Source organism: Alkalibacterium sp. AK22, assembly GCF_000585255.1.
In the GTDB taxonomy this organism is placed as follows: Bacteria; Bacillota; Bacilli; order Lactobacillales; family Carnobacteriaceae_A; genus Alkalibacterium.
Window position 1 is genome coordinate 1 of sequence record NZ_JANL01000008.1, and the last position, 21946, is coordinate 21946.

The window sequence follows — 21946 nt, forward strand, 5'->3', positions numbered from 1 at the left end:
TACTTGACAGGGTGCAGTTCATGGACCGACTCTGCTGCCTTTTTTAATTATTTATTTTTTGAATCGATTAAAATGGTCACTGGACCGTCATTAATTAAGCTGACCTCCATGTGAGCACCAAATTCTCCCGTCTGTACAGGAATACTTCCCTCTTCGATCAGACTGTTGAACTGATCATAATAGATTTTGGCCCTCGCTGGACCAGCTGCGCCTGTAAAACTTGGACGGTTGCCCTTTTTAGTATCCGCATGCAGCGTGAACTGGGATATAGACAGAAGAGCTCCACCAATGTCACTTATAGACCGGTTCATCTTTTCCTCTTCATCTTCAAAGATACGCATACTAGAAATTTTTCTCACCAGATAACGGACATCCTCTTCAGTATCCTCATCCTCGACTCCTAATAGGACTACAAGGCCCTTTTTAATTTTGCCAATAACGTTTCCGTCAACTTTGACCTCAGCTTGACTGACCCTTTGAATGACTGCTCGCACATTTGTCCTCCTCACTTAAATCGTCTTCCTCAGGACGTGATTCGCTTGACGGAGTATACGTCCTGTACTGTCTTGACCTTATCTACAATCAGCTCAAGCTCTTTTAAGTTCTGAATCGAAATCGTGACCTTAATGACTGCCGTCCCGCTTTTATCGACCCTGCCATTGACGTTGCTCAGTTTTTTCGTCTGAGAATTGATCACCTGCAGAATTTCGTTCAAGAAGCCAGACCGGTCATAGCCTTCGATTTGAAGCTCTGCGTTGTACTCTTTGGCAGAATCTGTGGATTCCCATTCCACATCAATCAAGCGATTATGCTGATCATCTGTGCCCTGGATATTCGGACAGTCTGCACGGTGAATCGAAACACCTCTACCTCGCGTAATATATCCAACAATCGTGTCTCCTGGAACAGGATTACAGCATTTGCTGAGCCGGACTAGCAGGTTGTCTGCTCCCTGAATAACAACGCCACCTTCGTGACGGATTTTCATTTTTTCAGGTTCGCGCTTACTTTTTAGCTCAATCGTATTTGTTTTTTCATCAAGCTGAATAATATCCTTTTCCCGGTCTTTGCGCTCTTTGTCGGTAAGCCTATTGGCAATCGAAATACTCTTGACTTCCCCGTACCCGATAGCAGCAAATAAATCATCTTCATTATGATAGTTGAAACGCTCAGCCACACGCATGATATTTTCACGCTTTAGGATCTGCTTAGGATTGAAGTCCATGTCCACTAGTAATTTTTCAATAATTTCCCGGCCGCGTCCAATATTCTGATCTTTTTCCTGTGTTTTGAAAAAACGTTTTATTTTATTTTTAGCCTTTGATGTATTGACATAGTTCAGCCAATCCCGGCTAGGGCCGAATGAACTGGACGATGTCAGCATCTCGACAATATCCCCATTTTTAAGCTTATAGTTTAACGGTACAATTTTACCGTTGACTTTGGCCCCCATGGATTTATTGCCGACTTCGGTATGCACATGATAGGCGAAGTCAAGCGTACTTGATCCAGACGGCAATTCCATTACATCGCCTTTAGGACTAAATACATACACTTTGTCCTTAAAAACATCCTGCTTGATTGAATCCATGAAGTCACTTGCATCTCTGGACTCGCTTTGGAGTTCCAGAATATCTCTAAACCAGGAAATGTGTTCGCTGAGTTCATCGTTATCCAACTTCTTCGAGATGCCTTCTTTGTATGCCCAGTGGGCTGCTACTCCGAACTCGGCGATTTCATGCATTTTTATAGTACGAATCTGAACTTCCAACGGTGTAGCATTAGGTCCAAGAACTGTAGTATGCAGAGACTGATACATATTGGCCTTGGGCATGGCAATATAATCCTTGAATCTACCCGGCATGGGCTTCCACCTAGTATGAATGGCACCTAAAACAGCATAACAGTCCTTGATTGAGTCAACAATGACTCTAATAGCCAGCAAGTCATAAATTTCGTTGAACTGTTTTTTCTGGCTTTTCATTTTCTTGTAAATGGAATAGATATGCTTTGGACGCCCAGTGATCTGTGCTTCTATCCCAAGCTCTTCAACCGATTCTTCGATTGCCCCTTTGGCATCGTCAATATACTTCTCGCGGTCTTCCCGTCTTGAATTCATTAAATGAACAATACGGTAATACTGCTGCGGATTCATGTATCTGAGAGAAGTGTCTTCTAGCTCCCACTTCATCCGGTTGATCCCCAGACGGTCAGCCAGAGGAGCATAAATGTCCAGTGTTTCCTTAGCTATTTCTCTCTGTTTTTCAGGTCTATGATGCTTAAGCGTCCGCATATTGTGCAGACGGTCAGCCAGCTTGACCAAGACGACCCGTACATCCTGTGCCATGGCCAAAAGCATTTTGCGGTGATTCTCGGCCTGATGTTCCTGCTTGGATTTAAATTTGAGCTTACCCAGCTTGGTCACACCATCGACTAGATCAGCCACTTCCGGCGAAAACATCTCAGCCAGCTGCTGGTAGGTATAGTCGGTATCTTCAACGACATCGTGCAAAAAGCCAGTCGCAACTGTGACCGGATCCATTTTTAACTCAGCCAGAATACCGGCTACCTGAACAGGATGCATAATATAAGCTTCGCCTGACTTACGCATCTGTCCTTCATGCGCCTTGTCTGCCAAGTCAAAAGCTTTCTTGACAAACGTTACATGCTCGCTGCTCATGTAGGTCAAACATAAAGCAATGACCTCTTGAGGTGTATAATCTTTATTTTGGGGCATACTGTTCACCTTCTTCAATCTGTAAGGGTACGTGGTTCGTATATTTTGCAATTGTATGATAAGAAAACCAGCACTGCATAAGTGCTGGCTAATCCTTACTATAGTATATCTTTTTTGCAGGAAGACTTCAAGATAGCTCTTATTTCAGGTATCAGTAAGCTTCTGTCGCTTCATTGCCTTCAATCAGCGCAATGCCATTGGAAGTTCCGATACGGCTGGCTCCAGCTTCTATCATCGCCTTAGCATCCTCGATGGATCTGACCCCACCGGAAGCCTTGACGCCCATGTCCGGTCCAACTGTCTTGCGCATTAGACGGATATCTTCAACCGTAGCTCCACCTGTTGAAAAACCGGTAGATGTCTTGACAAAATTTGCTCCAGCACGCTTGGAAATTTCGCAGGCACGGACTTTTTCATTCTCTGTCAGCAAGCAAGTCTCGATAATTACTTTTACGACAGCCTTACCTTTCACAGCATTTACGACAGCCTTGATGTCATCGTGAACAACAGCAAAATCTTCGCTTTTCAGCGCTCCGATGTTGATCACCATATCCACTTCAGTTGCTCCGTCCTTGACGGCTTTTTCTGCTTCATAAGCCTTCACTTCAGAAGCGTTGGCTCCCAAAGGAAAGCCGATTACCGTACATGTCTCGACATCAGAACCATTTAAAAGATCCGAAACATACTTGACCCATACGGGCTGAATGCAGACCGCTTTAAAGTCATATTTTTTGGCATCCAGACAGGCCTGCTGCACTTGCTGATCTGTTGATTCCGGCTTTAGTAGTGTGTGGTCGATATATTTTTTCAAGTTTTCCATAAATAATTACACGTCCTCTTCTTCTTTTTTAGCAATGATTGCAACCCAGTCATTCATCTGATTGACCTGAACAATCGTAAATCCATATTTTTTACATTCTTCAATCACTTCATCCTTTTTCTCAGAAATGATTCCGGACATAATAAAGTGACCACCTTGTTTGAGCTTACGGTAGGCATCTTCCACAAACAGCAATATGATTTCGGCTAATATATTGGCTACAATAATATCAGCTTCTGCATCGATGCCATGTAGCAGATTATTTGCCTGTACGGCAATCTGGTCCTCCAAATTATTCAACCTAATATTGGAACGGGCAGAGTTTACTGCCACCTCATCCAAATCATAAGCCTTGATCGTTCCAGCACCGTAAAGCGCACTGACAATCGACAAAACACCAGACCCGGTTCCGACATCAAGAATTGTATCGTCCTTTCTGACAAGTGTTTCCAGAGCCTGAATACACAACTGAGTGGTCGGATGCGTCCCGGTCCCGAAAGCAAGCCCAGGATCCAGATAACAGACTCGCTCATCCAAAAAATTTGGAGCATATTCTTCCCATTGAGGGACGATGGTCAAAAAGCGAGTCACTGCAACAGGGTGATAATGCTTTTTCCAGGCGTTGGCCCATTCCTCTTCAACCACATCGGTGACCTCCAGTTTGAACAATGAAATATCGAATCCGTAATCCTTAAGCTTGTTTATACGTTTATTAAGCTCTTGTTCCACCTGTTCAACGTCATCAAAAGTCGTAAAGTAACCTTTAATGACAACCCCTTCTTCTGGAAAGAACTCTTCATCGACACCCCATAGGGAATCTGGTCCAGCCTTGGACAACTGTTCAAGATCCTTCCTATCCAATATCGAAACACCTGCCGACCCTAATTCTTCCATGATTGCAGAGACCGGTTCAGCTGCCTCAGCATTGATTGCTACACTAAATTCTTTCCACTCCGCCATCTGCTTCATCCTTTGCTAATTTTTCAAAAAACGACTCTTCTTCATCCAGATCCAGCGGCAGCAGACTATCGTCATAACGGCCCGTATCTTTCAGCGTCTGAATGAGTCCTTCCATTTGCTGGTCCTGCCATTTCAAGTAATATTCACCAGCAAAGTCATCCGAAAGAAAGTCTCTCAGTTCAACCATTCCTTGCTTGGTAATTAAATTCAACTGCCTGAGTACAGCCTCTAGAAACCCTTTTTCCAGTCCCACATGACTGTCAAAAGAGAATGCTTTCAAATAATTTTGTGGCTTGACATGCGATACTGCGGGATCATAAAAGCAGATAATATCCTCAAACTGGACAATCCCCGGTTCGTTGTTCTGTCCGAGCATATCCTGCACCTGAATCTCTTTTTCTGTTTTGACATGAAATGTAAAGTAAAGCTCGACTAGCTTTTTCCGGCTGTCCCGGACAAGGCGCCATTTAAAATTTGGCAGGAGATCTTTGAGTTCTGAATCGATAAAACCAGTAATGTTTTCCTTTGACATTCATTTTCCTCCTTCACATTCTACGCTCACACCCAGCCATTAGTTACAGCTGGTTTACCTCGCTTTCTGGAAACATACGGATTGCCCTTAACCGTATACCTGAGCAGCGCTTCCGTCCATTCACCCTTACCCGGCACGCCAATCCGGCTCGATAGGTCTACAGCTGACGGCCTTTTCCTCATATGGGTATCAATACAAACCGGAGGTACATCTACACATGACCCATCTGCTTCCATCGTAATTCCCATAGCTTTCGTCAGCTTTCCCGGTCCATTAGTGATTTCAAGGCCGGTCTTTTGTCTGCGCTTTTCCATCAGGTCAATGCCTTCATAAGGCTCGACTGCCCGGATCAGGACGGCCTCCGGTTCTGCTTCGTTTCGGGTCACCACATTAAGCAGTTTGTGGGTATGCATCTGGTAAAGATACAGCGTTCCAGCTTGCTGAAACATAGACTCTACCTTAGGTGTCCGTCTGCCTTTAAAAGTATGACAGGCCTGGTCGAGAACTCCCAGATAGGCTTCTGTCTCAACAATCCAGCCCGAAGTTCTCCTCCCACTCTCATCCTCGGTGACCAGCAGGCAGCCCAGCAGGCTCTCAGCCACTTCTTTTGTTGTCTTGTCGGTATCCTTTAAAAATGTCATATTATTTTGGAAAACGCTCCCTTATTTACTCTTCCTCTTTATCTGCCTCACTGGGATCATAATCAATCTGAATCTCCAGTACCCGACGGTTTCGCACTTGAGTAACCGTGATGTCCATGTGATGATATATAAAGTGGTCTCCTTCTTCAGGGAACTGACCCAAGTTTTCGATGATAAACCCACTGACGGTATTGGAAACGTACTGATCTGCCTCCTCTACTCCGAACAGTTCGAATATCTTGTCCAGATTGGCCGTACCTTTGACTTTGTATCGTTTACCTTCAAGGATTTCTTCGATTTCTTCTTCAATAATATCGTATTCATCCCAGATTTCTCCAACCAGCTCTTCAAGTACGTCCTCCATGGTCGCTATACCAATCGTTCCACCATGCTCGTCCGTAACAATTGCCATATGCGTCTTTTTCAGCTGCATGGTTCGTAGCAACTTGGATAAGTTCATAACAGGCGGAACAAAAAGGACTTCCTTCACAACTGTCAGCAAAGAGGTGTCCCTGCCCTGCTGTTTTTTGGCTTTAAGGTACCGATTAAAGTCTTTCTCGTGCAGCACTCCGATTACATCATCAATCGTATCGTCAAAAATAATTAGTCTTGAGTAATTATGTGTCATGAACAGACGCTCAATTTCATCATCTGCAGTATCCAGTTCACAGCCGACGACATCTACACGGGGCATCAGGATAGCTGACACCTCTAAATCGTCAAACTCAATCGCTGCCCTCACCAACTGATGTTCATGATCCTCTATGCTTCCGCCGCTTTCCGCTTCATCTACAATAGAGAGCAGTTCATCTTCACTGATGATTTCTCCCTGACCCAAGTTGAATACACGGTCCAGCATTAGTTTCCATTTTTGAAGCATCCACAAGGCCGGCTTAAAAAAAAGCATTAGCAAGTGAATCAGTGGCGTCGCACTTTTAGCCAGCGCTTCTGATTTCTCCTTAGCTATTGTTTTGGGGGTGATTTCGCCAAACAACAAGATGATCACTGTCATAACGACAGTAGCTATAGTCGGTCCGTATGTTGGAAACCAGTTGACAAACATCAGTGTGGCGATTGCCGACATTGCGATATTTACAATGTTGTTTCCGATTAGAATTGTTGACAGGACCGCATCAAAGTTTTCAGCCAGTTTCAACGTTTTTCTGGACCGATCGTCGCCATTTTCTGCTTCATTTTTCAGTCGAATCCGATTGGCTGATGTGAAGGCCGTCTCCGTTGAAGAAAAATATCCGGAGAGAATGACCAACACAGTAAGTAATAAGATACTCCTGAAGCTTTCATTATCCATTAATTGCCTATCCCTACTTTCATATTTAGTCTGTCTTATTTAGTATAGCATATTTAGGTAAAAATTGAGACAGTTTGACACCCTATAGCTGCTTGATTTATCAGGCTCCTCCCTTTTAATCTAATTGCTTTAAAAACATTTTTTACATGAAAAAAGATAATTGTCTATGAAAAGCGTTATCCAAGATGTAGCCTTAAATGATTTTTATCTTTATGCTTTGAAAGCCAAATTAAACGTTGTCTTAGATATGAGACAGTAATCGATTTCAGAAAAATTGCGGGATAGGAATAACAGTTTATGAGAGTCGATGAAAGTAGAGCCTACAAACATACTACTCTATCTTACTCTTATAGAAACTGGTCTCATAAGGTCAACTTTTCTTTTAACAGTTTCTGTACATACTCGATATGTTCGAGACTATTTTTCTAAAATAAACAAAAATTGCCTACCATCCAACTTCAATGTTGGCATCCAACTTCAATGTTGGTAAATGGTAGGCAATTTTTGTTTATTTCAGCTAAGTTAAAATCAAAAACACTGTCAAATCAATCTTTATTCTTCATCCAGGTTCAGAACGCTCATGAAGGCTTCTTGAGGAATCTCGACATTCCCGACGTTCTTCATGCGTTTCTTACCAGCTTTCTGCTTTTTAAGCAGTTTCTGACGACGAGTCACGTCTCCGCCATACAGTTTGGCAGTGACGTCTTTGCGGTAAGCCTTAACTGTGGACCGTGAAATAATGTTCTGTCCAACGGCTGCCTGGATCGGAATCTCAAACTGCTGTCTCGGTATTGTCTGCTTAAGCTGTTCAACAACAGAACGGCCTCTAGCATAAGAAAAGTCTTTGTGCACGATGAAACTCAAAGCGTCGACTTTATCTCCGTGAATCAGAATATCCATCTTGACCAGATTGCTGACACGATAGCCTGCTTCTTGATAGTCTAGTGAAGCATATCCTTTCGTGCTTGACTTCAGACGGTCAAAGAAGTCATAGACGATTTCAGACAAGGGCATATAGTACATGACATTGACGCGAATATCGTCCAAGTACTCCATCGTTATAAAGTCTCCACGCTTGCGCTGAGCAATTTCCATAACGGCTCCCACATAATCATTGGGTACGGTAATGGTTGCTTTGACATAGGGTTCTTCTACTGATTCAATCTCCTGAGGATCCGGCATATCGGCCGGGTTAGATACAGTAACCTGTTCTCCGTCTGTCTTATTGATGTGATAGATAACAGATGGAGCGGTTGTGATCAGTTCCAGGTTAAATTCACGTTCCAGTCTTTCTTGGATTACATCCATATGAAGCATACCCAAAAATCCACAACGGAAACCGAAGCCCAGGGCCTGAGATGTTTCAGCTTCGAACTTCAAGGCTGCATCGTTAAGCTGCAGGCGCTCAAGTGCTTCACGCAGGTCTTCATATCTTGAGGAATCGGTCGGATACATTCCGCAGAAGACCATCGGTACCATTTCACGGTAGCCTGGAAGCGGCTTGTCTGTTGGGTTATTGGCTAGCGTCAGTGTATCTCCGACTTGAGTATCCTTGACGGTTTTGATGTTTGCCGTGACATAACCTACGTCTCCAACCATCAGAGCATCTCTTTCAAGTGGCTTAGGCGAAAAGACTCCTACCTCAGTTACCTCAAATGTCTTGCCGTTACTCATCAGCTGAATCGTATCGCCTTTTCTCAGTGTTCCATCCATAACTCGGATGTTCAACACGACACCCCGGTAGGCATCATAAGCAGAGTCAAAAATCAGAGCTTTCAAAGGATTATCGATATCTCCTTCAGGTGCAGGTACTTTCTGGACAATCTGTTCCAGAATGTCTTCAATACCTATCCCACTTTTGGCACTAGCTAGTACTGCTTCGCTGGCATCGAGGCCAATGATATCCTCAACTTCTTTACGTACACGTTCCGGATCTGCTGCCGGCAAATCAATTTTATTGATGATTGGCAAAATTTCCAGCTCATTGTCTAAAGCCAAATAGACGTTGGCCAGTGTCTGTGCCTCAACACCCTGAGCTGCATCCACAACGAGCACAGCCCCTTCACAGGCAGCCAGGCTTCTGGATACTTCATAGGTAAAGTCTACGTGTCCTGGTGTATCAATCAAGTGGAGAATATATGTTTCCCCGTCCTTGGCCGTATACTGGACTTCTACAGTATTCAGCTTGATGGTGATTCCACGTTCTCTTTCCAGATCCATCGAATCAAGCAGCTGGTCCTGCATTTCTCGGTCTGCGACGGTGTGGGTCAACTGTAAAATCCGGTCAGCCAGCGTCGATTTTCCGTGATCGATATGAGCAATGATGGAAAAATTTCGAATCTGTTTCTGACGGTCTCTTGCATGTTTTTTATCCATTACTTTTCTTCCTCTTTCCTCTAAGGGCATTCTTCCTCATTATACCAACGATTTCCACTGAGTACAACGTAATCCTGGTAAGCACGGTAGCTCTTCGGTAAGGTCCGTGCACTAAAAACTGCTAGAACGTCTAGATTTTTTCAGGTTTCGAATCAACTTGAATAGCACCTACAAAGAAAAAGGGACCAGCCGAAGCTGCTCCCTTTCCCCACTTTACTTGCTTTTATCTTTAAATGCATCTTTCACTTTAGAGAAAAAAGAACTGTCTCCTTGCTCAACAATCTCATCATATTCACTAGCTTCAGCAAATTTTCTTAAATAGCTGGCCTGTTCTTGGGTCAGCTTGTCTGGTACGACGACTTTGATTTTGATGTGCTGATCGCCATTTCCAGTTCCACGTAATCTCGGCGCCCCTTTTCCGCGCAGCCTGAAGGTCGTCCCCGGCTGTGTCCCGGCCGGGATCTTGAATTTCACTTTTCCGTGGACCGTCGGCACTTCAAGCTCGTCTCCTAGCGTTGCTTGCACCACATTCACCGGCAGCTCAAAATAAATTTCCGACCCGCGTCGATCAAAGAGTTCGGAGCGTTTGACTCGGAAGACAACATATAAGTCACCATAAGGTCCGCCATTTTTGCCGGCATCTCCCTGGTTTTGAACACGCATCTGATTGCCGTCCTCAACTCCCGCTGGAACCGTCACCTTGACAGAGTGCTGCTTCTTGGAGTGTCCAGCCCCATAGCAGACTGAACATTTCTCTTTTATTTCCTGACCGGATCCATTACAGGTCGGGCAGGTCTGCTGCGTCATGACACGACCAAATGGTGTATTGCGCTCAACATTGACCGCCCCGGCTCCGTGACACTGTGAACAGGTTTGTGGACTGGTCCCGGGCTTAGCACCTGAACCGTTACAGTTTGAACATTCTTCTTCACGGTTATAGCGGATTGTGGTTTCTTTACCGAAAATTGCTTCTTCAAACTCCAGATCCATAACATACTGCAGGTCTTCCCCTTGCATTGGCGCGTTCGGGTTCCGTCTTCTAGATCCGCTACCACCAAAGAACTGATCAAAGATGTCTTCGAAGCCACCTCCGCCGAAGCCTTGACCTCCGCCAAAGCCTCCACCGAATCCGCCTCCGGCACCAAAGTTCGGATCAGTTGAAGCATGGCCGTACTGATCATAGGCTGCCCGTTTCTGGTCATCACTCAACACTTCGTATGCTTCAGATATTTTCTTGAATGTTTCATCGGCATCCGGATCATCGCTAATATCCGGGTGATGCTTTTTTGACAGCTTGCGGTATGCTTTTTTTATTTCGTCTTTGGAAGCATCTTTAGACACACCCAGCAAGTCATAAAAGTCTTCTTTTCCAGCCATAATATTCCTCCATTACTACTCAGCCTCACTTGTTGCGGCAATGTATTCATCTGAACCTTGCCCATTTATCTTCAGTGAGCTGCTCATTTCAAAAAGAAAGAAAGCACTTATGAAGCTTATTCCAAAGTGCTTTCTTCTTTATATCTTACTATAAATTATTCTGCGTCGTCTACCTCTTCAAATTCTGCATCAACAACATCATCAGCTGATCCAGCAGCTTCTGCGCCTGCATCGCCTGCAGCACCTTCAGCTTCAGCCTGCTGAGCAGCTTGCTCATACAGTTTCACTGACATTTCCTGAACAATTTCATTCAAAGCATCACGCTTTGTCTTGATTTCTTCAAGGTCGTCGTTTTCAAGTGCTGTTTTCAGTTCATCACGAGCAGCTTCTGCCTTTTTGACATCTTCATCATCTGCTTTACCTTCAAGCTCTTTAAGCGTCTTGTCGATTTGGAAGACCAGCTGATCCGCTTCGTTGCGCAATTCAACTTCTTCTTTACGCTTCTTGTCGGCTTCAGCATTTTCTTCCGCTTCTTTTACCATACGCTCGATTTCTTCTTCAGACAAACCTGATGAAGACTTGATTGTGATCTGCTGCTCTTTACCTGTACCCATATCTTTAGCGGATACATTAACGATACCGTTCTTGTCGATGTCGAAGGAAACTTCGATTTGAGGCACTCCACGTGGTGCTGGTGGAATATCTGTCAGCTGAAAGCGGCCAAGGGTCTTGTTATCTTTCGCCATTGGGCGTTCACCCTGCAGCACGTGTACATCAACGGCTGGCTGATTATCCGCCGCTGTAGAGAACACTTGAGACTTGCTGGTTGGAATCGTTGTGTTGCGGTCAATTAGCTTCGTGAAGACGCCGCCCATTGTCTCAATACCTAGTGATAACGGAGTAACGTCGAGCAGTACAATATCCTTAACTTCACCAGAGATAACTCCACCTTGAACAGCAGCTCCCATCGCTACTACTTCGTCCGGGTTCACTGAACGGTTTGGTTCTTTGCCTGTTTCCACTTTAACTGCATCAACAACAGCTGGGATACGGGTAGATCCACCCACCAGAATGACTTCATCGATATCAGATTTGGATAATCCCGCATCTTTCAGTGCCTGACGTACTGGATTTTTCGTACGTGTCACCAGGTCATCTGTAATTTCATCAAACTTGGCACGGGTCAAGGTCATTTCCAGGTGAAGCGGTCCTGATTCACCTGCAGAGATAAATGGCAGGCTGATTTGAGTTGAAGATACACCTGACAAATCCTTTTTCGCTTTTTCTGCTGCATCTTTCAAGCGCTGTAGGGCCATTTTGTCCTTGCTTAAGTCCACGCCATTTTCTTTCTTGAACTCTGCTACTAGATAATCGATGACTTTTTCGTCAAAGTCGTCTCCACCCAAGTGGTTGTCTCCAGCAGTCGCCATTACTTCAAAGACACCGTCGCCCAATTCAAGAATAGATACGTCGAAGGTTCCGCCACCCAAGTCAAATACAAGAATTTTTTCGTCCTTATCTACTTTATCAAGGCCGTAAGCCAGTGAAGCAGCAGTCGGCTCGTTGACGATACGGTCAACCTGAAGGCCGGCAATCTTACCTGCATCTTTGGTTGCCTGACGCTGTGCATCGTTGAAGTAAGCCGGTACAGTGACAACAGCGTTAGTTACCGGTTCACCCAAATAGTCTTCTGCATAGTCTTTTAAGTGTTGAAGAATAAAAGCAGAGACTTGCTGAGGAGAGTAGCTCTTGTCTTCTACATCTACCTTATAGTCTTCGCCCATATGACGCTTGATGGAGCTGACTGTATTCGGGTTCGTGATAGCTTGACGCTTGGCTACTTCACCGACTTGAATTTCACCATTTTTAAATGATACAACAGAAGGTGTGGTACGGTTCCCTTCTTTATTAGGGATAATTTTTGCTTCTCCGCCTTCTAAAACTGCAACGGCTGAGTTTGTTGTTCCTAAGTCAATTCCGATTACTTTACCCATATATGATCACCTTTATCCTTTAAAATTTAGTTTATAGTGTAACTGAAACTTTTGCTGCGCGCAGTACGCGCTCGTGAAGCTTAAAACCTTTTTCAAATACTTGAGCAACTTCATTGCTGGCTTGGCCTTCCTGGGCCGGTACTTGAGTATAGGCTTCATGAAAATTCGGGTCAAAGGGTTCTCCGACAGGATCGACCACTTCAATACCCTCTTTTTCAAAAGCTTGCAGGAGACTACTGTGAACCATTTCGATTCCTTTTTTCAAATTCTGACCTGCTTCGGTGTCTACCTCTATGGTCAATGCCCGCTCAATGTTATCAAAAGCTGGCAATAGCTCTTTGGCAAGAGACTGACTGCTGTACCGCAGCAGATCTTCGCGGTCCCGCTGATTACGCTTGCGGATGTTTGCCAGTTCTGCTTGCAGACGATAGAAACGATCAGTCATCTCATCTAGTTCCTGCTGTTTCACCTCAAGCTCGGTCGGTTCAGTAGAATCGTCCTGAGACTGCGCTTCCTCAAGGCTGTCTGGTTGTTGATCTTCCAAGATTTCGCCGGCTTCTGCTTGCGCTTCCTCTTTTAGTTCTTTTTCATCCAAGATGATTCCTCATTTCTGTATTATTCTAAATAATAATTCAGTAAAGTGTGAGTCAGTTGTTTTCTGAACACATCCAGTACGCCAAATGTCTCATCATACGACATGCTGGTCGGTCCCAGCACTGCCAGGATACCACGCCCATGATCCCTGACTTCGTAAGTGGCTGTCACTAGGCTAAAGCTCGTGAAGAGCTCGTGATTGATTTCTTCACCTATTTTAACATCAAAATCCTGACTGATGTGGTCAATAAGCAGCTTAAGATCTCCTTTGTTTTCCAATAAGGAATAAAGAGATTTCAGCTTTTGTTTGTCCATATCTTCTGTAAAATCAAGCAAATTGATTTTTCCCGAGACGTGGAAGCGGTCTTCGGTTGAATCACTAAATACCGACTCCAGACTCATATAAACATCCATTGAGTTAGAAGCATATTTTTGTATCAGCAAGGGAATATCCGCTGCCAGTTTTCTAGCTACTTCTGTTAGAGGTCGACCTACAAGATGGTGATTGAATATATTCACCACTTTATTCAGATCGGACTCATCAATTGGACGGGACAGTCTGAACACTTTATTTTCTATTGCTCCACTGTCTGTTTGAATAATAGCCATGACATGGTTATCGTTTAAAGCCAGCAGCCGGAAGCCGGTAAGCCGGCTCGATTCAGCCCTGGGGCCGAGTACGATTGCCGTGTAGCTGGTCAAATCAGACAGCAGTCGGGCAGATTGGTGCATGATGTCATCCATCTGTTCCGCATGACCATTTAAAACGTCCTCTATCACTTGCATTTTGTCCTTGGCAACTGCCTGAGGCTTAACCAGATGGTCAATATAAAAACGGTAGCCTCTTATAGACGGCACACGTCCGGACGATGAATGGGTCTTTTGAATGAAACCCAATTTTTCCAAATACACAAGTTCATTTCTAATAGTGGCTGAACTGGCATCAATATCCGTTTCAGTTAGAATCGTTTTTGAACCGATTGGCAGGCCGGTAGACGTATACAGTCGAATCAGGGCGTCCAGAATTATGATCTGTCTCTGTGTCAGCATGTGCATCACTCCTTGGCACGGAAGAGACTTTCAGGTTACTGAACTGCTCTACTGGTTCTCACACCAGTTTAGTGTCAGTCGTTAAATTAGCACTCGAATGACGCGAGTGCTAACACAATAATAATTTATCAAATCGTCACTGATCTGTCAACAATTAAATCTGATTTATCTTGACCTTTGCCAGGCTTTCTTTAGCATCCAGCATGTCCTGGTCGAGACGCTCAACCAGCTCATCAACAGAATTGAATTTGATTTCGTCTCTCAAATAATCGACCCATTTGACTGAAACATCTTCACCATAGATCTGTTCATTATAGTCAAACAGATGGACTTCGATCGAATAGCTGGGACGGTGGCCAAAGGTCGGGTTGTAGCCGATTGAGGCCATCCCATCGTGCCATTTCCCGTCTACTTGCATGCGCACGGCATATACACCGCGCTTAGGCACCATGACGTAAGGATGCGGATAGATATTAGCTGTCGGATAGCCAAGTTCTCTGCCTCGAGCATCACCATGAATCACAAAACCACTTGTTTCATAGACATAACCAAGAAGGTCATTAGCCCGTCTGATCTGCCCTTCGCCAATATAACGCCTGATGCGGGTAGAACTAATCTTGTCACGCTCATCAGCGTACTTTTCAACTTTTACAATATCGAAGCGGCCTTTAGCAAAAGATGCCAGTGTATCCATGTTGGCTACCCCAGCCTTGCCATAAGTATAGTCAAAACCAGCTACAACCACTTTGGCGTGCCAGTCCACCATGTATTGATCAACAAAAGTCTGTGGAGGTAACGTCCCGAAGCGGGAAGTAAAATCGACTTCATACAGAATGTCGACACCCAGACTTGCCATGATTTGCTCTTTGCGCTTTAGCGGAGTCAGGTAATTCAGCTTATCCGGATCAAATGTCCGATAAACAAAGGCCGGATGTCTATTAAAAGTCATGACTGCACACTTCAGATTCTTTTCTCTGGCAATCTCTACACCTTTTTTGATTACAGACTGGTGGCCTACATGCACGCCATCGAAAAAACCGAGTACCAGTACAATGTCTCCATCATAAATTTGTTTGGGATTATAAGGGTGATGTATTTTGATAATTTCCATAATCTGCACCTACAATTCGTTTCTTAGTACTTTGACAGGCTTGATAAAAGCTGTTTTGCTCGGGTGAGGAGCATATATTGCTACTGCTTTGTTCTGATATACAAAGACTAGGCGGTCTACACTTGGGGGCATATAGCTATCCTTTTCCAGCAAAGATCCGTTCTTGATTTTTTCAAACAATGCATCTGTAATTTCTACTTGCTCTAAGCCACTAAGAGCTGTTTCCAGTGGATACAGCTTTTCTTCAATCCGATTTGCCTCCATCAGTTCCTGAACGCCACCGAGTGTCACAGCCTGATCAGCAGTAAATCCCCCGCTAGCCTTCCGCGTCAGCTGAGACATATGTGACGGCAAACCAAGCTGCAGACCTAAGTCCACTGCCAGTGTCCGGACGTAGGTTCCTTTGCCACATTCCACTTTAAACTTAAAGGCAGCCGTCTGCTGGTTCTGGTTAAACACCAAAGGAGACGTTCGCTCAAAAGAGTGTATTTGAGCTTTACGTGTCGGTCGTTCGACTGTTATCCCTTGTCTGGCATACTCATACAATCTCTTCCCGTTAACTTTCACGGCGGAATACATGGGCGGTGTCTGCTTGATCTCCCCAATAAAAGATTGTAGAGCTTTATCTATCATCTCTTCGTTCAGATCAGCAGGTACAGATGTTTGTTCGACGATTTCGCCTGAAGCATCTTCGGTAGTGGTTGAAAAACCAAAAGTTACTTCGCCAGTATACACTTTTTGTGAATCCATCATATACTCAATTGTTTTAGTTGCCTTACCGACAGCTACCGGCAGTACCCCATCCACATCCGGGTCCAGAGTGCCGGAATGTCCGATTTTTTTGGTTTTCAGAATTTTTCTCAGCTTGAATACCACATCGTGACTGGTCATACCGACTTCTTTCCAAATAGGCAGTAATCCTTCCATAATACCCTCCTGATCAAGTTGCTCATTTTTGACATAAAAGAAAGGAGAATCTCAGTTTGTCACCAAAGATTCTCCCTCCCCTATTTTCCGTCGTTATGCTGTTTAGAGAAATTTATTCCTCTTCTCTTTTGATTTGGTTGAGCAGTGTATCGATTTTGTTACCATAAGCAATCGATTCATCTCGGGAAAATTTCAGCTCAGGTGTTTTGTAAAGGGTAAGACGGGATCCAAGTTCTTTTCGGACCAGACCTGTAGCTTTATCCAGTCCTGCCTGTGTCTCCTTGACAGCCTGATCGTCATCCGACAACGTACTGTAAAATACAGTTGCCTGCTGAAGGTCACCCGTCACATCTACACCTGTTACAGTCACTCCCTCTACGCGCGGATCTCTGACCCGTTTGCGCAGAATATCTGTGACTTCTTTTTGGATTTCCTGAGATACTCGTCCTACTCGATAGTTTGGCATGCGTTACACCTATCCTTTATTTATAATTTAGTACCTAGCATACATGGTTTACTTCTTAATTTCTACCATTTCGTACGCTTCGATAACATCATCGAGCTTGATGTCATTGTAGCCTTCGATTGTCAGTCCACACTCGTAACCTTTTTTGACTTCTTTCGCGTCGTCTTTAAATCGTTTCAGACTTGACAATTCGCCTTCAAATACAACAACGCCGTTGCGAAGCAATCTGATTGAGCTGCTGCGCTTGATGACTCCGTCAGTCACGAAACAACCGGCAATCGTACCTACTTTAGATACATTGTAAGTTTCTCTTACTTGAGCTTGTCCCGTAACTTTTTCTTCAAATTCAGGGTCAAGCATCCCTGTCATAGCTGCTTCGATTTCATCGATTGCATCGTAAATAACACGGTGTGTACGGATATCCACTTCTTCACGGTCTGCACTTTCCTTGGCCTGAATGGTAGGACGGACATTAAAGCCGATAACGATGGCTGAACTGGCGGATGCCAGTGTAATATCACTTTCATTGATTGCTCCCACACCTGTATGGATGATGTTGACCTTGACGCCTTCGACTTCAATTTTTTTCAAGCTGGCAGCCAGCGCTTCAACAGAGCCTTGCACGTCAGCTTTAACAATGACATTGACAGATTTCAGTTCGCCTTCTTCCAGACTATCAAAGAGGTTCTCAAGTGTTACCTTAGTTGTCTTAGATCGCTGTGCATCCACAGCTTCAGCCGCACGAGATTCTCCTACTTGACGGGCAGTTTTCTCATCTTCAAAGACGACGAAGCGATCGCCTGCTTGTGGAGTTTCGTTTAATCCGGTAATTTCAACCGGAGTCGAAGGGCCAGCATGTTTAACACGACGGCCTTTATCATTCGTCATGGTTCTGACACGACCAAAGGCATTTCCGACTACAATCGGATCCCCTTGTCTGAGGGTTCCTTCCTGTACAAGAAGCGTGGCGATTGGGCCTTTCGCTTTGTCCAGGCGAGCTTCAATTACACTACCGATAGCTTTACGGCTAGGATCGGCTTTCAGCTCTTCTACTTCTGCTACCAACAAGACCATGTCCAGTAGTTCATCTAGATTCTTGTTGAAAAGCGCAGAAATCTGTACAAAAATTGTGTCACCGCCCCAGTCTTCAGGAATCAGTTCGTATTCTGTCAGTTCCTGCATGACACGGTCCGGATTTGCCCCTGGTTTGTCAACTTTGTTTACTGCTACAATGATGGGCACACCTGCTGCTTTGGCATGGTTGATCGCTTCAACAGTCTGAGGCATGACACCATCGTCAGCTGCCACTACTATAATCGCGATATCAGTTACATCAGCTCCACGTGCCCGCATCGTCGTAAAGGCTGCGTGTCCTGGTGTATCCAAGAAAGTGATCAGCTTACCGTTTTCTTCAACCTGGTAGGCACCGATGTGCTGAGTGATTCCGCCCGCTTCACCTTCCGTGACGTTTGTCTGACGCAAAGTATCCAGCAAAGTCGTTTTCCCGTGATCGACGTGCCCCATGATAGTGACAGTCGGCGGACGGATGGCCAGGTTTTCTTCAACAGGTTCCTGATCAAAGAAGGTGTCAAAGTCAGTCATGTCAATCTGTACTTTTTCTTCTGTTTCAATCCCGTATTCTGCGGCTAGAAGTTCGATAGTGTCTTTGTCCAGGGACTGGTTCTGAGTCGCCATGATCCCCATCATAAAGAGCTTTTTGACAATTTCAGCCGGCTCACGGTAGATTTTTTTAGACAGTTCGACAATCGTCATGCCATCAGTGTACTCCAGTACTTTAGGCAGTTCCTTAAACTTTCTAGGCGTTGCCGGTACCTGTGACTTTTGATGTTTCTTGCCTTTACGCTTTCTTCCAGCCGGCCCACCGTGGATTCCACGGTGCTGTCTGGAATTGCGCTTCTTCTTATCAAAGGACTGCTTCTGCTTCTCGTCTGTTGTACGCTTAGGTGCAGACGCATTGCCCTGAGGCTTGTTTTGGCTAGTAGATTGTTTTTTCGGCTGTGATGAAGGTGTTGCTTTTGATTTATTTATATCGGATTGTCCTTTACTATGGTTAGATTTTTTGTTTACATGGTTCGGCTTGCCAGTTGATTTTTGCTGGCGGTTTCCACTGTGCTGGGAATTTTGACCGCTGCGGTTTTGTCCCTGCTTTTTATCTGCCGAAGGCTTAGGCTTTGAAACCTGCTGCTCAGGCTTAGGTGCAGGATTTTTTAGAGCTTTTTTTAGCTTAGCCACATCACTGTCTTCCATCGAAGACATGTGACTGCTGTAGGTGATGCCCATACCATTGGCTGCATCCAGTACCTGCTTGCTTTCTACATTGTTTTCCTTTGCGAATTCATAGACTCTTTTTTTGCCCATTTAATCACCTTCCCATTCATTTTAAAGCAATTTTTGAAGGGAATGCACAAAGCCTTTATCTAAAAGGGCGCATACTGTCCGATCCTTCCCTAAAGCATGAGAGAGTTCTTCTCTGGTAAAAGCAGTTACAACCGGTACATTGTAATGCTCACACTTGTTCAAAAATTGCCTGGTCGTGTTGTCACTTGCATTTGATGCTACACACACTAGTTTGGCCTTGCCCGAACGGACTCCCTGAAGAACCAGTGCTTCTCCTGAAAGAAGCTTGCCGGCTCTTTGCGAAAGTCCAATCAGATTCAAAGCCCGCTGCTTATTGTTCATTCTCAATTTCCATTCGTGCCTGTCTGTAATCTATAAAATCAATCAGTTCAGCGTAAAATGTGTCCGGTACGGTTGCATTTAACGCCTGGTCGAACATTTTTTTCTTTCTAGCCTGTTCAACAAGTTCGGTATCCAGTGAGATGTATGCGCCCCGACCATTTTTCTTTCCTGTCGGGTCAATCGACACCTGACCTTCTTTGTTGCGTACAATACGGATCATTTCTTTTTTAGGCTTCATTTCATTTGAAGCCACACACTTTCTCATCGGAATCTTTCGGCTTTGCATCTTAGACCACCTTACTCGTTTTCATCATCTTCAGAAAATAGCAGGTCCTCTTCAGCTTCCACTTCAGCCTCTTCCATATCATCAATCGAAGCTGAAACTGCTTGTTCCTCATCCATGCCATCACGTGCTTCTGCGAATTCGATCATATCTTCGGCATCGCCGGGATTCATTTCTCCAGACTGAAAATCTGCACCCATGATTGTATCAGTTGAATCATCATTCAAGCCTTCAGTATCTTCTGCAAAAATATCAGACTCCTCTGATTCCGAAATAACTGATTCATCCAGCGTTTCCGTTTCTGCAGATGACTCTTCTGCAAACAGAGCCGATTCGCCAGCCAACTCATCCACTTGCTCTTCAGCTTCCTCTTTACCTTCATTCAAGGCATCAAAGAATGAATCATCTTTCAACTCTTCAGCTTCCTGAGCCAGGGCTTCCATGTCAGACTCAGATTTGATATCAATTTTGAAACCAGTCAACTTAGCTGCCAGGCGGACATTCTGTCCGCGCTTACCAATAGCAAGAGACAGTTGGTAGTCAGGTACAACAATCACGCAGGAATGTTCATTAGCGTCAAACTGGACATCCAGCACTTGGGCCGGATTCAGAGCGTTTTTGATATAAACGGCGGGATCTTTGTCCCATTCTACGATATCCATATTTTCGCCATTCAACTCATTTACAATAGCCTGTACTCGCGTCCCTCTAGGTCCGACACAGGTTCCTACAGGATCTACGTTTTCATCTCTCGATGCCACGGCAATCTTGGAGCGGTCACCGGCTTCCCTCGCAATGGAGATGATTTCAACTGTACCGTCATATATTTCCGGCACTTCCTGTTCAAACAAACGCTTAATCAAGTTGGGATGTGTCCGACTGACAAATACTTGCGGACCTTTGGTGGAATTTTCTACGTTACTGACGTACACTTTGATCCGGTCGTGAGTAGCGTATGTTTCGTTCTCAATCTGATCCCTTTTAGATAGAACAGCTTCCACCTTACCAAGGTTGACATAAATAAATTTATTATCCTGACGTTCAACCGTACCTGTCATCAGATCATCTTCATAAGCTATATATTCATTATAGATAATGGATCTTTCTGCTTCACGCATACGCTGCATGATAACCTGCTTAGCTGTTTGAGCTGCAATCCGGCCGAAGTTTTTAGGGGTGACTTCAAATTTGATTTTGTCCCCCACTTCGTACGCTCTGTTGCGCTCTCTTGCCTCATTCAGGCTGATTTCAAGCTGCGAGTCGTAGACGTCTTCTACTACTTCCTTAACTTGATTGACTGTGATGCTGCCTGTCGCTTCATCAAACATAACTTCAACGTTCTGTGAAGTACCGTAATTCCGCTTGTATGCAGAAACCAGTGCCGCTTCTAGCGCGTCGATAACGATTTCCTTGGAAATTCCTTTTTCCTTTTCCAATGTTTCCAGAGCAGCTGCCAATTCTTTACTCATTTATTTGTACCCCTTTATTTAATTTTCTCTTGTAATCAAAAATCGATAGCTAGTCTAGCTTTGGCTACACTTTCTTTGGATAGTTCGATCAGTTTCTTACGGGTCTTGAATTTTGTCTCGATTGTCAATTCTACACCATCAAAGGCTGTAAGGTAACCTTCAAGTGCATCCTGCCCCTCCACCTGACGGCTAAGGGTTAGATGGACATATTTGCCGACTGCTTTTTTCAGGTCATCATCACTCTTCAGGGGACGCTCTGCTCCTGGTGACGATACTTCCAGATAATAGGCATGAGGAATAGGATCCGGTTCAATTGAATCCAGTTTCTCGCCTACTTTTTCACTGAACAGGGCACAGTCATCCAGGTCGATACCACCGTCTTTGTCGATATACAGTCTCAGAAACCAGTTTTTGCCTTCCTTAACATACTCCACATCCACCAGCTCATACCCCAGCTCATCTGCAACAGGGGCTGACAGTGTTTTGACTTTATCTATAGTGCTCAAACAGCTCACTCTCCTCTCAACTGAGTACAGTTTTCGATCGCAATCAAGGCTGTGAAAAAGAGTGAGCGGATTCGCTCACTCTTTACACCTTCTA

Annotated in this window: 20 protein-coding genes; all 20 read right to left on the bottom strand. The window is 44.6% G+C overall.

The features are described 5' to 3' along the window. Positions 1 to 47: 47 nt before the first annotated feature. The 20 genes from dtd to rimP all read right to left on the bottom strand — a co-directional run bounded on the left by dtd (position 48) and on the right by rimP (position 21852). Positions 48 to 494, bottom strand: coding sequence for a D-aminoacyl-tRNA deacylase (dtd, locus tag ADIAL_RS01195; protein ID WP_034298959.1), 447 nt, complete (start codon positions 492 to 494; stop codon positions 48 to 50). Positions 495 to 523: 29 nt separating this feature from the next. After that, positions 524 to 2737: a RelA/SpoT family protein gene (locus ADIAL_RS01200; RefSeq protein WP_034298962.1), complete on the bottom strand. Its 2214-nt coding sequence runs from the start codon at positions 2735 to 2737 to the stop codon at positions 524 to 526. Between the two features lie 151 nt (positions 2738 to 2888). Continuing rightward, complete coding sequence (gene deoC / locus ADIAL_RS01205; RefSeq protein ID WP_034298964.1) at positions 2889 to 3557, bottom strand: deoxyribose-phosphate aldolase; 669 nt, start codon at positions 3555 to 3557, stop codon at positions 2889 to 2891. Between the two features lie 6 nt (positions 3558 to 3563). After that, positions 3564 to 4517, bottom strand: a complete 954-nt coding sequence (gene prmA / locus ADIAL_RS01210; RefSeq protein ID WP_034298967.1) for a 50S ribosomal protein L11 methyltransferase — start codon at positions 4515 to 4517, stop codon at positions 3564 to 3566. Further along, positions 4495 to 5049 (bottom strand): DUF3013 family protein, encoded by a 555-nt coding sequence (locus ADIAL_RS01215; protein WP_034298970.1) that lies wholly within the window; start codon positions 5047 to 5049, stop codon positions 4495 to 4497. Before ADIAL_RS01215 ends, prmA begins: the two co-directional genes overlap by 23 nt. Before the next feature lie 26 nt (positions 5050 to 5075). Then, positions 5076 to 5690, bottom strand: a complete 615-nt coding sequence (locus ADIAL_RS01220) for a DNA-3-methyladenine glycosylase (RefSeq protein WP_034298973.1) — start codon at positions 5688 to 5690, stop codon at positions 5076 to 5078. 25 nt (positions 5691 to 5715) lie between these two features. After that, positions 5716 to 6999: an HlyC/CorC family transporter gene (locus tag ADIAL_RS01225; protein ID WP_034298976.1), complete on the bottom strand. Its 1284-nt coding sequence runs from the start codon at positions 6997 to 6999 to the stop codon at positions 5716 to 5718. A 552-nt stretch (positions 7000 to 7551) separates the two neighbouring features. Beyond that, positions 7552 to 9375, bottom strand: a complete 1824-nt coding sequence (lepA, locus tag ADIAL_RS01230) for a translation elongation factor 4 (protein ID WP_034298980.1) — start codon at positions 9373 to 9375, stop codon at positions 7552 to 7554. A gap of 213 nt (positions 9376 to 9588) precedes the next feature. Further along, positions 9589 to 10752, bottom strand: a complete 1164-nt coding sequence (gene dnaJ, locus ADIAL_RS01235) for a molecular chaperone DnaJ (protein WP_034298983.1) — start codon at positions 10750 to 10752, stop codon at positions 9589 to 9591. 155 nt (positions 10753 to 10907) lie between these two features. Continuing rightward, positions 10908 to 12746, bottom strand: a complete 1839-nt coding sequence (gene dnaK, locus ADIAL_RS01240) for a molecular chaperone DnaK (protein ID WP_034298986.1) — start codon at positions 12744 to 12746, stop codon at positions 10908 to 10910. 31 nt (positions 12747 to 12777) lie between these two features. Beyond that, the gene (gene grpE, locus ADIAL_RS01245) at positions 12778 to 13341 is read right to left on the bottom strand and encodes a nucleotide exchange factor GrpE (protein ID WP_034298989.1); all 564 of its coding nucleotides are present in this window, start codon (positions 13339 to 13341) and stop codon (positions 12778 to 12780) included. Between the two features lie 20 nt (positions 13342 to 13361). Then, on the bottom strand, positions 13362 to 14390 hold the full coding sequence (gene hrcA, locus ADIAL_RS01250) for a heat-inducible transcriptional repressor HrcA (RefSeq protein WP_034298992.1): 1029 nt from the start codon (positions 14388 to 14390) through the stop codon (positions 13362 to 13364). Positions 14391 to 14544: 154 nt separating this feature from the next. After that, a complete protein-coding gene (ribF, locus tag ADIAL_RS01255; protein WP_034298996.1) occupies positions 14545 to 15501 on the bottom strand; it encodes a riboflavin biosynthesis protein RibF in 957 nt (318 codons plus the stop codon). 9 nt (positions 15502 to 15510) lie between these two features. After that, positions 15511 to 16428, bottom strand: coding sequence for a tRNA pseudouridine(55) synthase TruB (truB, locus tag ADIAL_RS01260; RefSeq protein ID WP_034298999.1), 918 nt, complete (start codon positions 16426 to 16428; stop codon positions 15511 to 15513). A 112-nt stretch (positions 16429 to 16540) separates the two neighbouring features. Beyond that, complete coding sequence (rbfA, locus tag ADIAL_RS01265) at positions 16541 to 16894, bottom strand: 30S ribosome-binding factor RbfA (protein ID WP_034299002.1); 354 nt, start codon at positions 16892 to 16894, stop codon at positions 16541 to 16543. A 48-nt stretch (positions 16895 to 16942) separates the two neighbouring features. Beyond that, positions 16943 to 19273, bottom strand: coding sequence for a translation initiation factor IF-2 (infB, locus tag ADIAL_RS01270; RefSeq protein WP_034299005.1), 2331 nt, complete (start codon positions 19271 to 19273; stop codon positions 16943 to 16945). Between the two features lie 21 nt (positions 19274 to 19294). Next, positions 19295 to 19594, bottom strand: coding sequence for a L7Ae/L30e/S12e/Gadd45 family ribosomal protein (locus tag ADIAL_RS01275; RefSeq protein WP_034299008.1), 300 nt, complete (start codon positions 19592 to 19594; stop codon positions 19295 to 19297). After that, positions 19584 to 19880, bottom strand: coding sequence for an RNase P modulator RnpM (rnpM, locus tag ADIAL_RS01280; RefSeq protein ID WP_034299011.1), 297 nt, complete (start codon positions 19878 to 19880; stop codon positions 19584 to 19586). Before rnpM ends, ADIAL_RS01275 begins: the two co-directional genes overlap by 11 nt. Positions 19881 to 19891: 11 nt before the next feature. Further along, positions 19892 to 21346, bottom strand: a complete 1455-nt coding sequence (gene nusA / locus ADIAL_RS01285; protein ID WP_081757606.1) for a transcription termination factor NusA — start codon at positions 21344 to 21346, stop codon at positions 19892 to 19894. A 35-nt stretch (positions 21347 to 21381) separates the two neighbouring features. Next, on the bottom strand, positions 21382 to 21852 hold the full coding sequence (gene rimP, locus ADIAL_RS01290) for a ribosome maturation factor RimP (protein WP_034299014.1): 471 nt from the start codon (positions 21850 to 21852) through the stop codon (positions 21382 to 21384). Positions 21853 to 21946: the final 94 nt, after the last annotated feature.

Bases quoted from the DNA above. Each gene is read 5' to 3' on its own strand.
- ribF (WP_034298996.1), bottom strand. From the start codon at position 15,501: ATGGAAATTATCAAAATACATCACCCTTATAATCCCAAACAAATTTAT.
- ADIAL_RS01275 (WP_034299008.1), bottom strand. From the start codon at position 19,594: ATGAACAATAAGCAGCGGGCTTTGAATCTGATTGGACTTTCGCAAAGA.
- rbfA (WP_034299002.1), bottom strand. From the start codon at position 16,894: ATGCCAAACTATCGAGTAGGACGAGTATCTCAGGAAATCCAAAAAGAA.
- lepA (WP_034298980.1), bottom strand. From the start codon at position 9,375: ATGGATAAAAAACATGCAAGAGACCGTCAGAAACAGATTCGAAATTTT.
- dnaJ (WP_034298983.1), bottom strand. From the start codon at position 10,752: ATGGCTGGAAAAGAAGACTTTTATGACTTGCTGGGTGTGTCTAAAGAT.
- ADIAL_RS01225 (WP_034298976.1), bottom strand. From the start codon at position 6,999: ATGGATAATGAAAGCTTCAGGAGTATCTTATTACTTACTGTGTTGGTC.
- rnpM (WP_034299011.1), bottom strand. From the start codon at position 19,880: ATGCAAAGCCGAAAGATTCCGATGAGAAAGTGTGTGGCTTCAAATGAA.
- dnaK (WP_034298986.1), bottom strand. From the start codon at position 12,746: ATGGGTAAAGTAATCGGAATTGACTTAGGAACAACAAACTCAGCCGTT.
- ADIAL_RS01220 (WP_034298973.1), bottom strand. From the start codon at position 5,690: ATGACATTTTTAAAGGATACCGACAAGACAACAAAAGAAGTGGCTGAG.
- prmA (WP_034298967.1), bottom strand. From the start codon at position 4,517: ATGGCGGAGTGGAAAGAATTTAGTGTAGCAATCAATGCTGAGGCAGCT.
- ADIAL_RS01215 (WP_034298970.1), bottom strand. From the start codon at position 5,049: ATGTCAAAGGAAAACATTACTGGTTTTATCGATTCAGAACTCAAAGAT.
- truB (WP_034298999.1), bottom strand. From the start codon at position 16,428: ATGGAAGGATTACTGCCTATTTGGAAAGAAGTCGGTATGACCAGTCAC.
- hrcA (WP_034298992.1), bottom strand. From the start codon at position 14,390: ATGCTGACACAGAGACAGATCATAATTCTGGACGCCCTGATTCGACTG.
- deoC (WP_034298964.1), bottom strand. From the start codon at position 3,557: ATGGAAAACTTGAAAAAATATATCGACCACACACTACTAAAGCCGGAA.
- ADIAL_RS01200 (WP_034298962.1), bottom strand. From the start codon at position 2,737: ATGCCCCAAAATAAAGATTATACACCTCAAGAGGTCATTGCTTTATGT.
- infB (WP_034299005.1), bottom strand. From the start codon at position 19,273: ATGGGCAAAAAAAGAGTCTATGAATTCGCAAAGGAAAACAATGTAGAA.
- nusA (WP_081757606.1), bottom strand. From the start codon at position 21,346: ATGAGTAAAGAATTGGCAGCTGCTCTGGAAACATTGGAAAAGGAAAAA.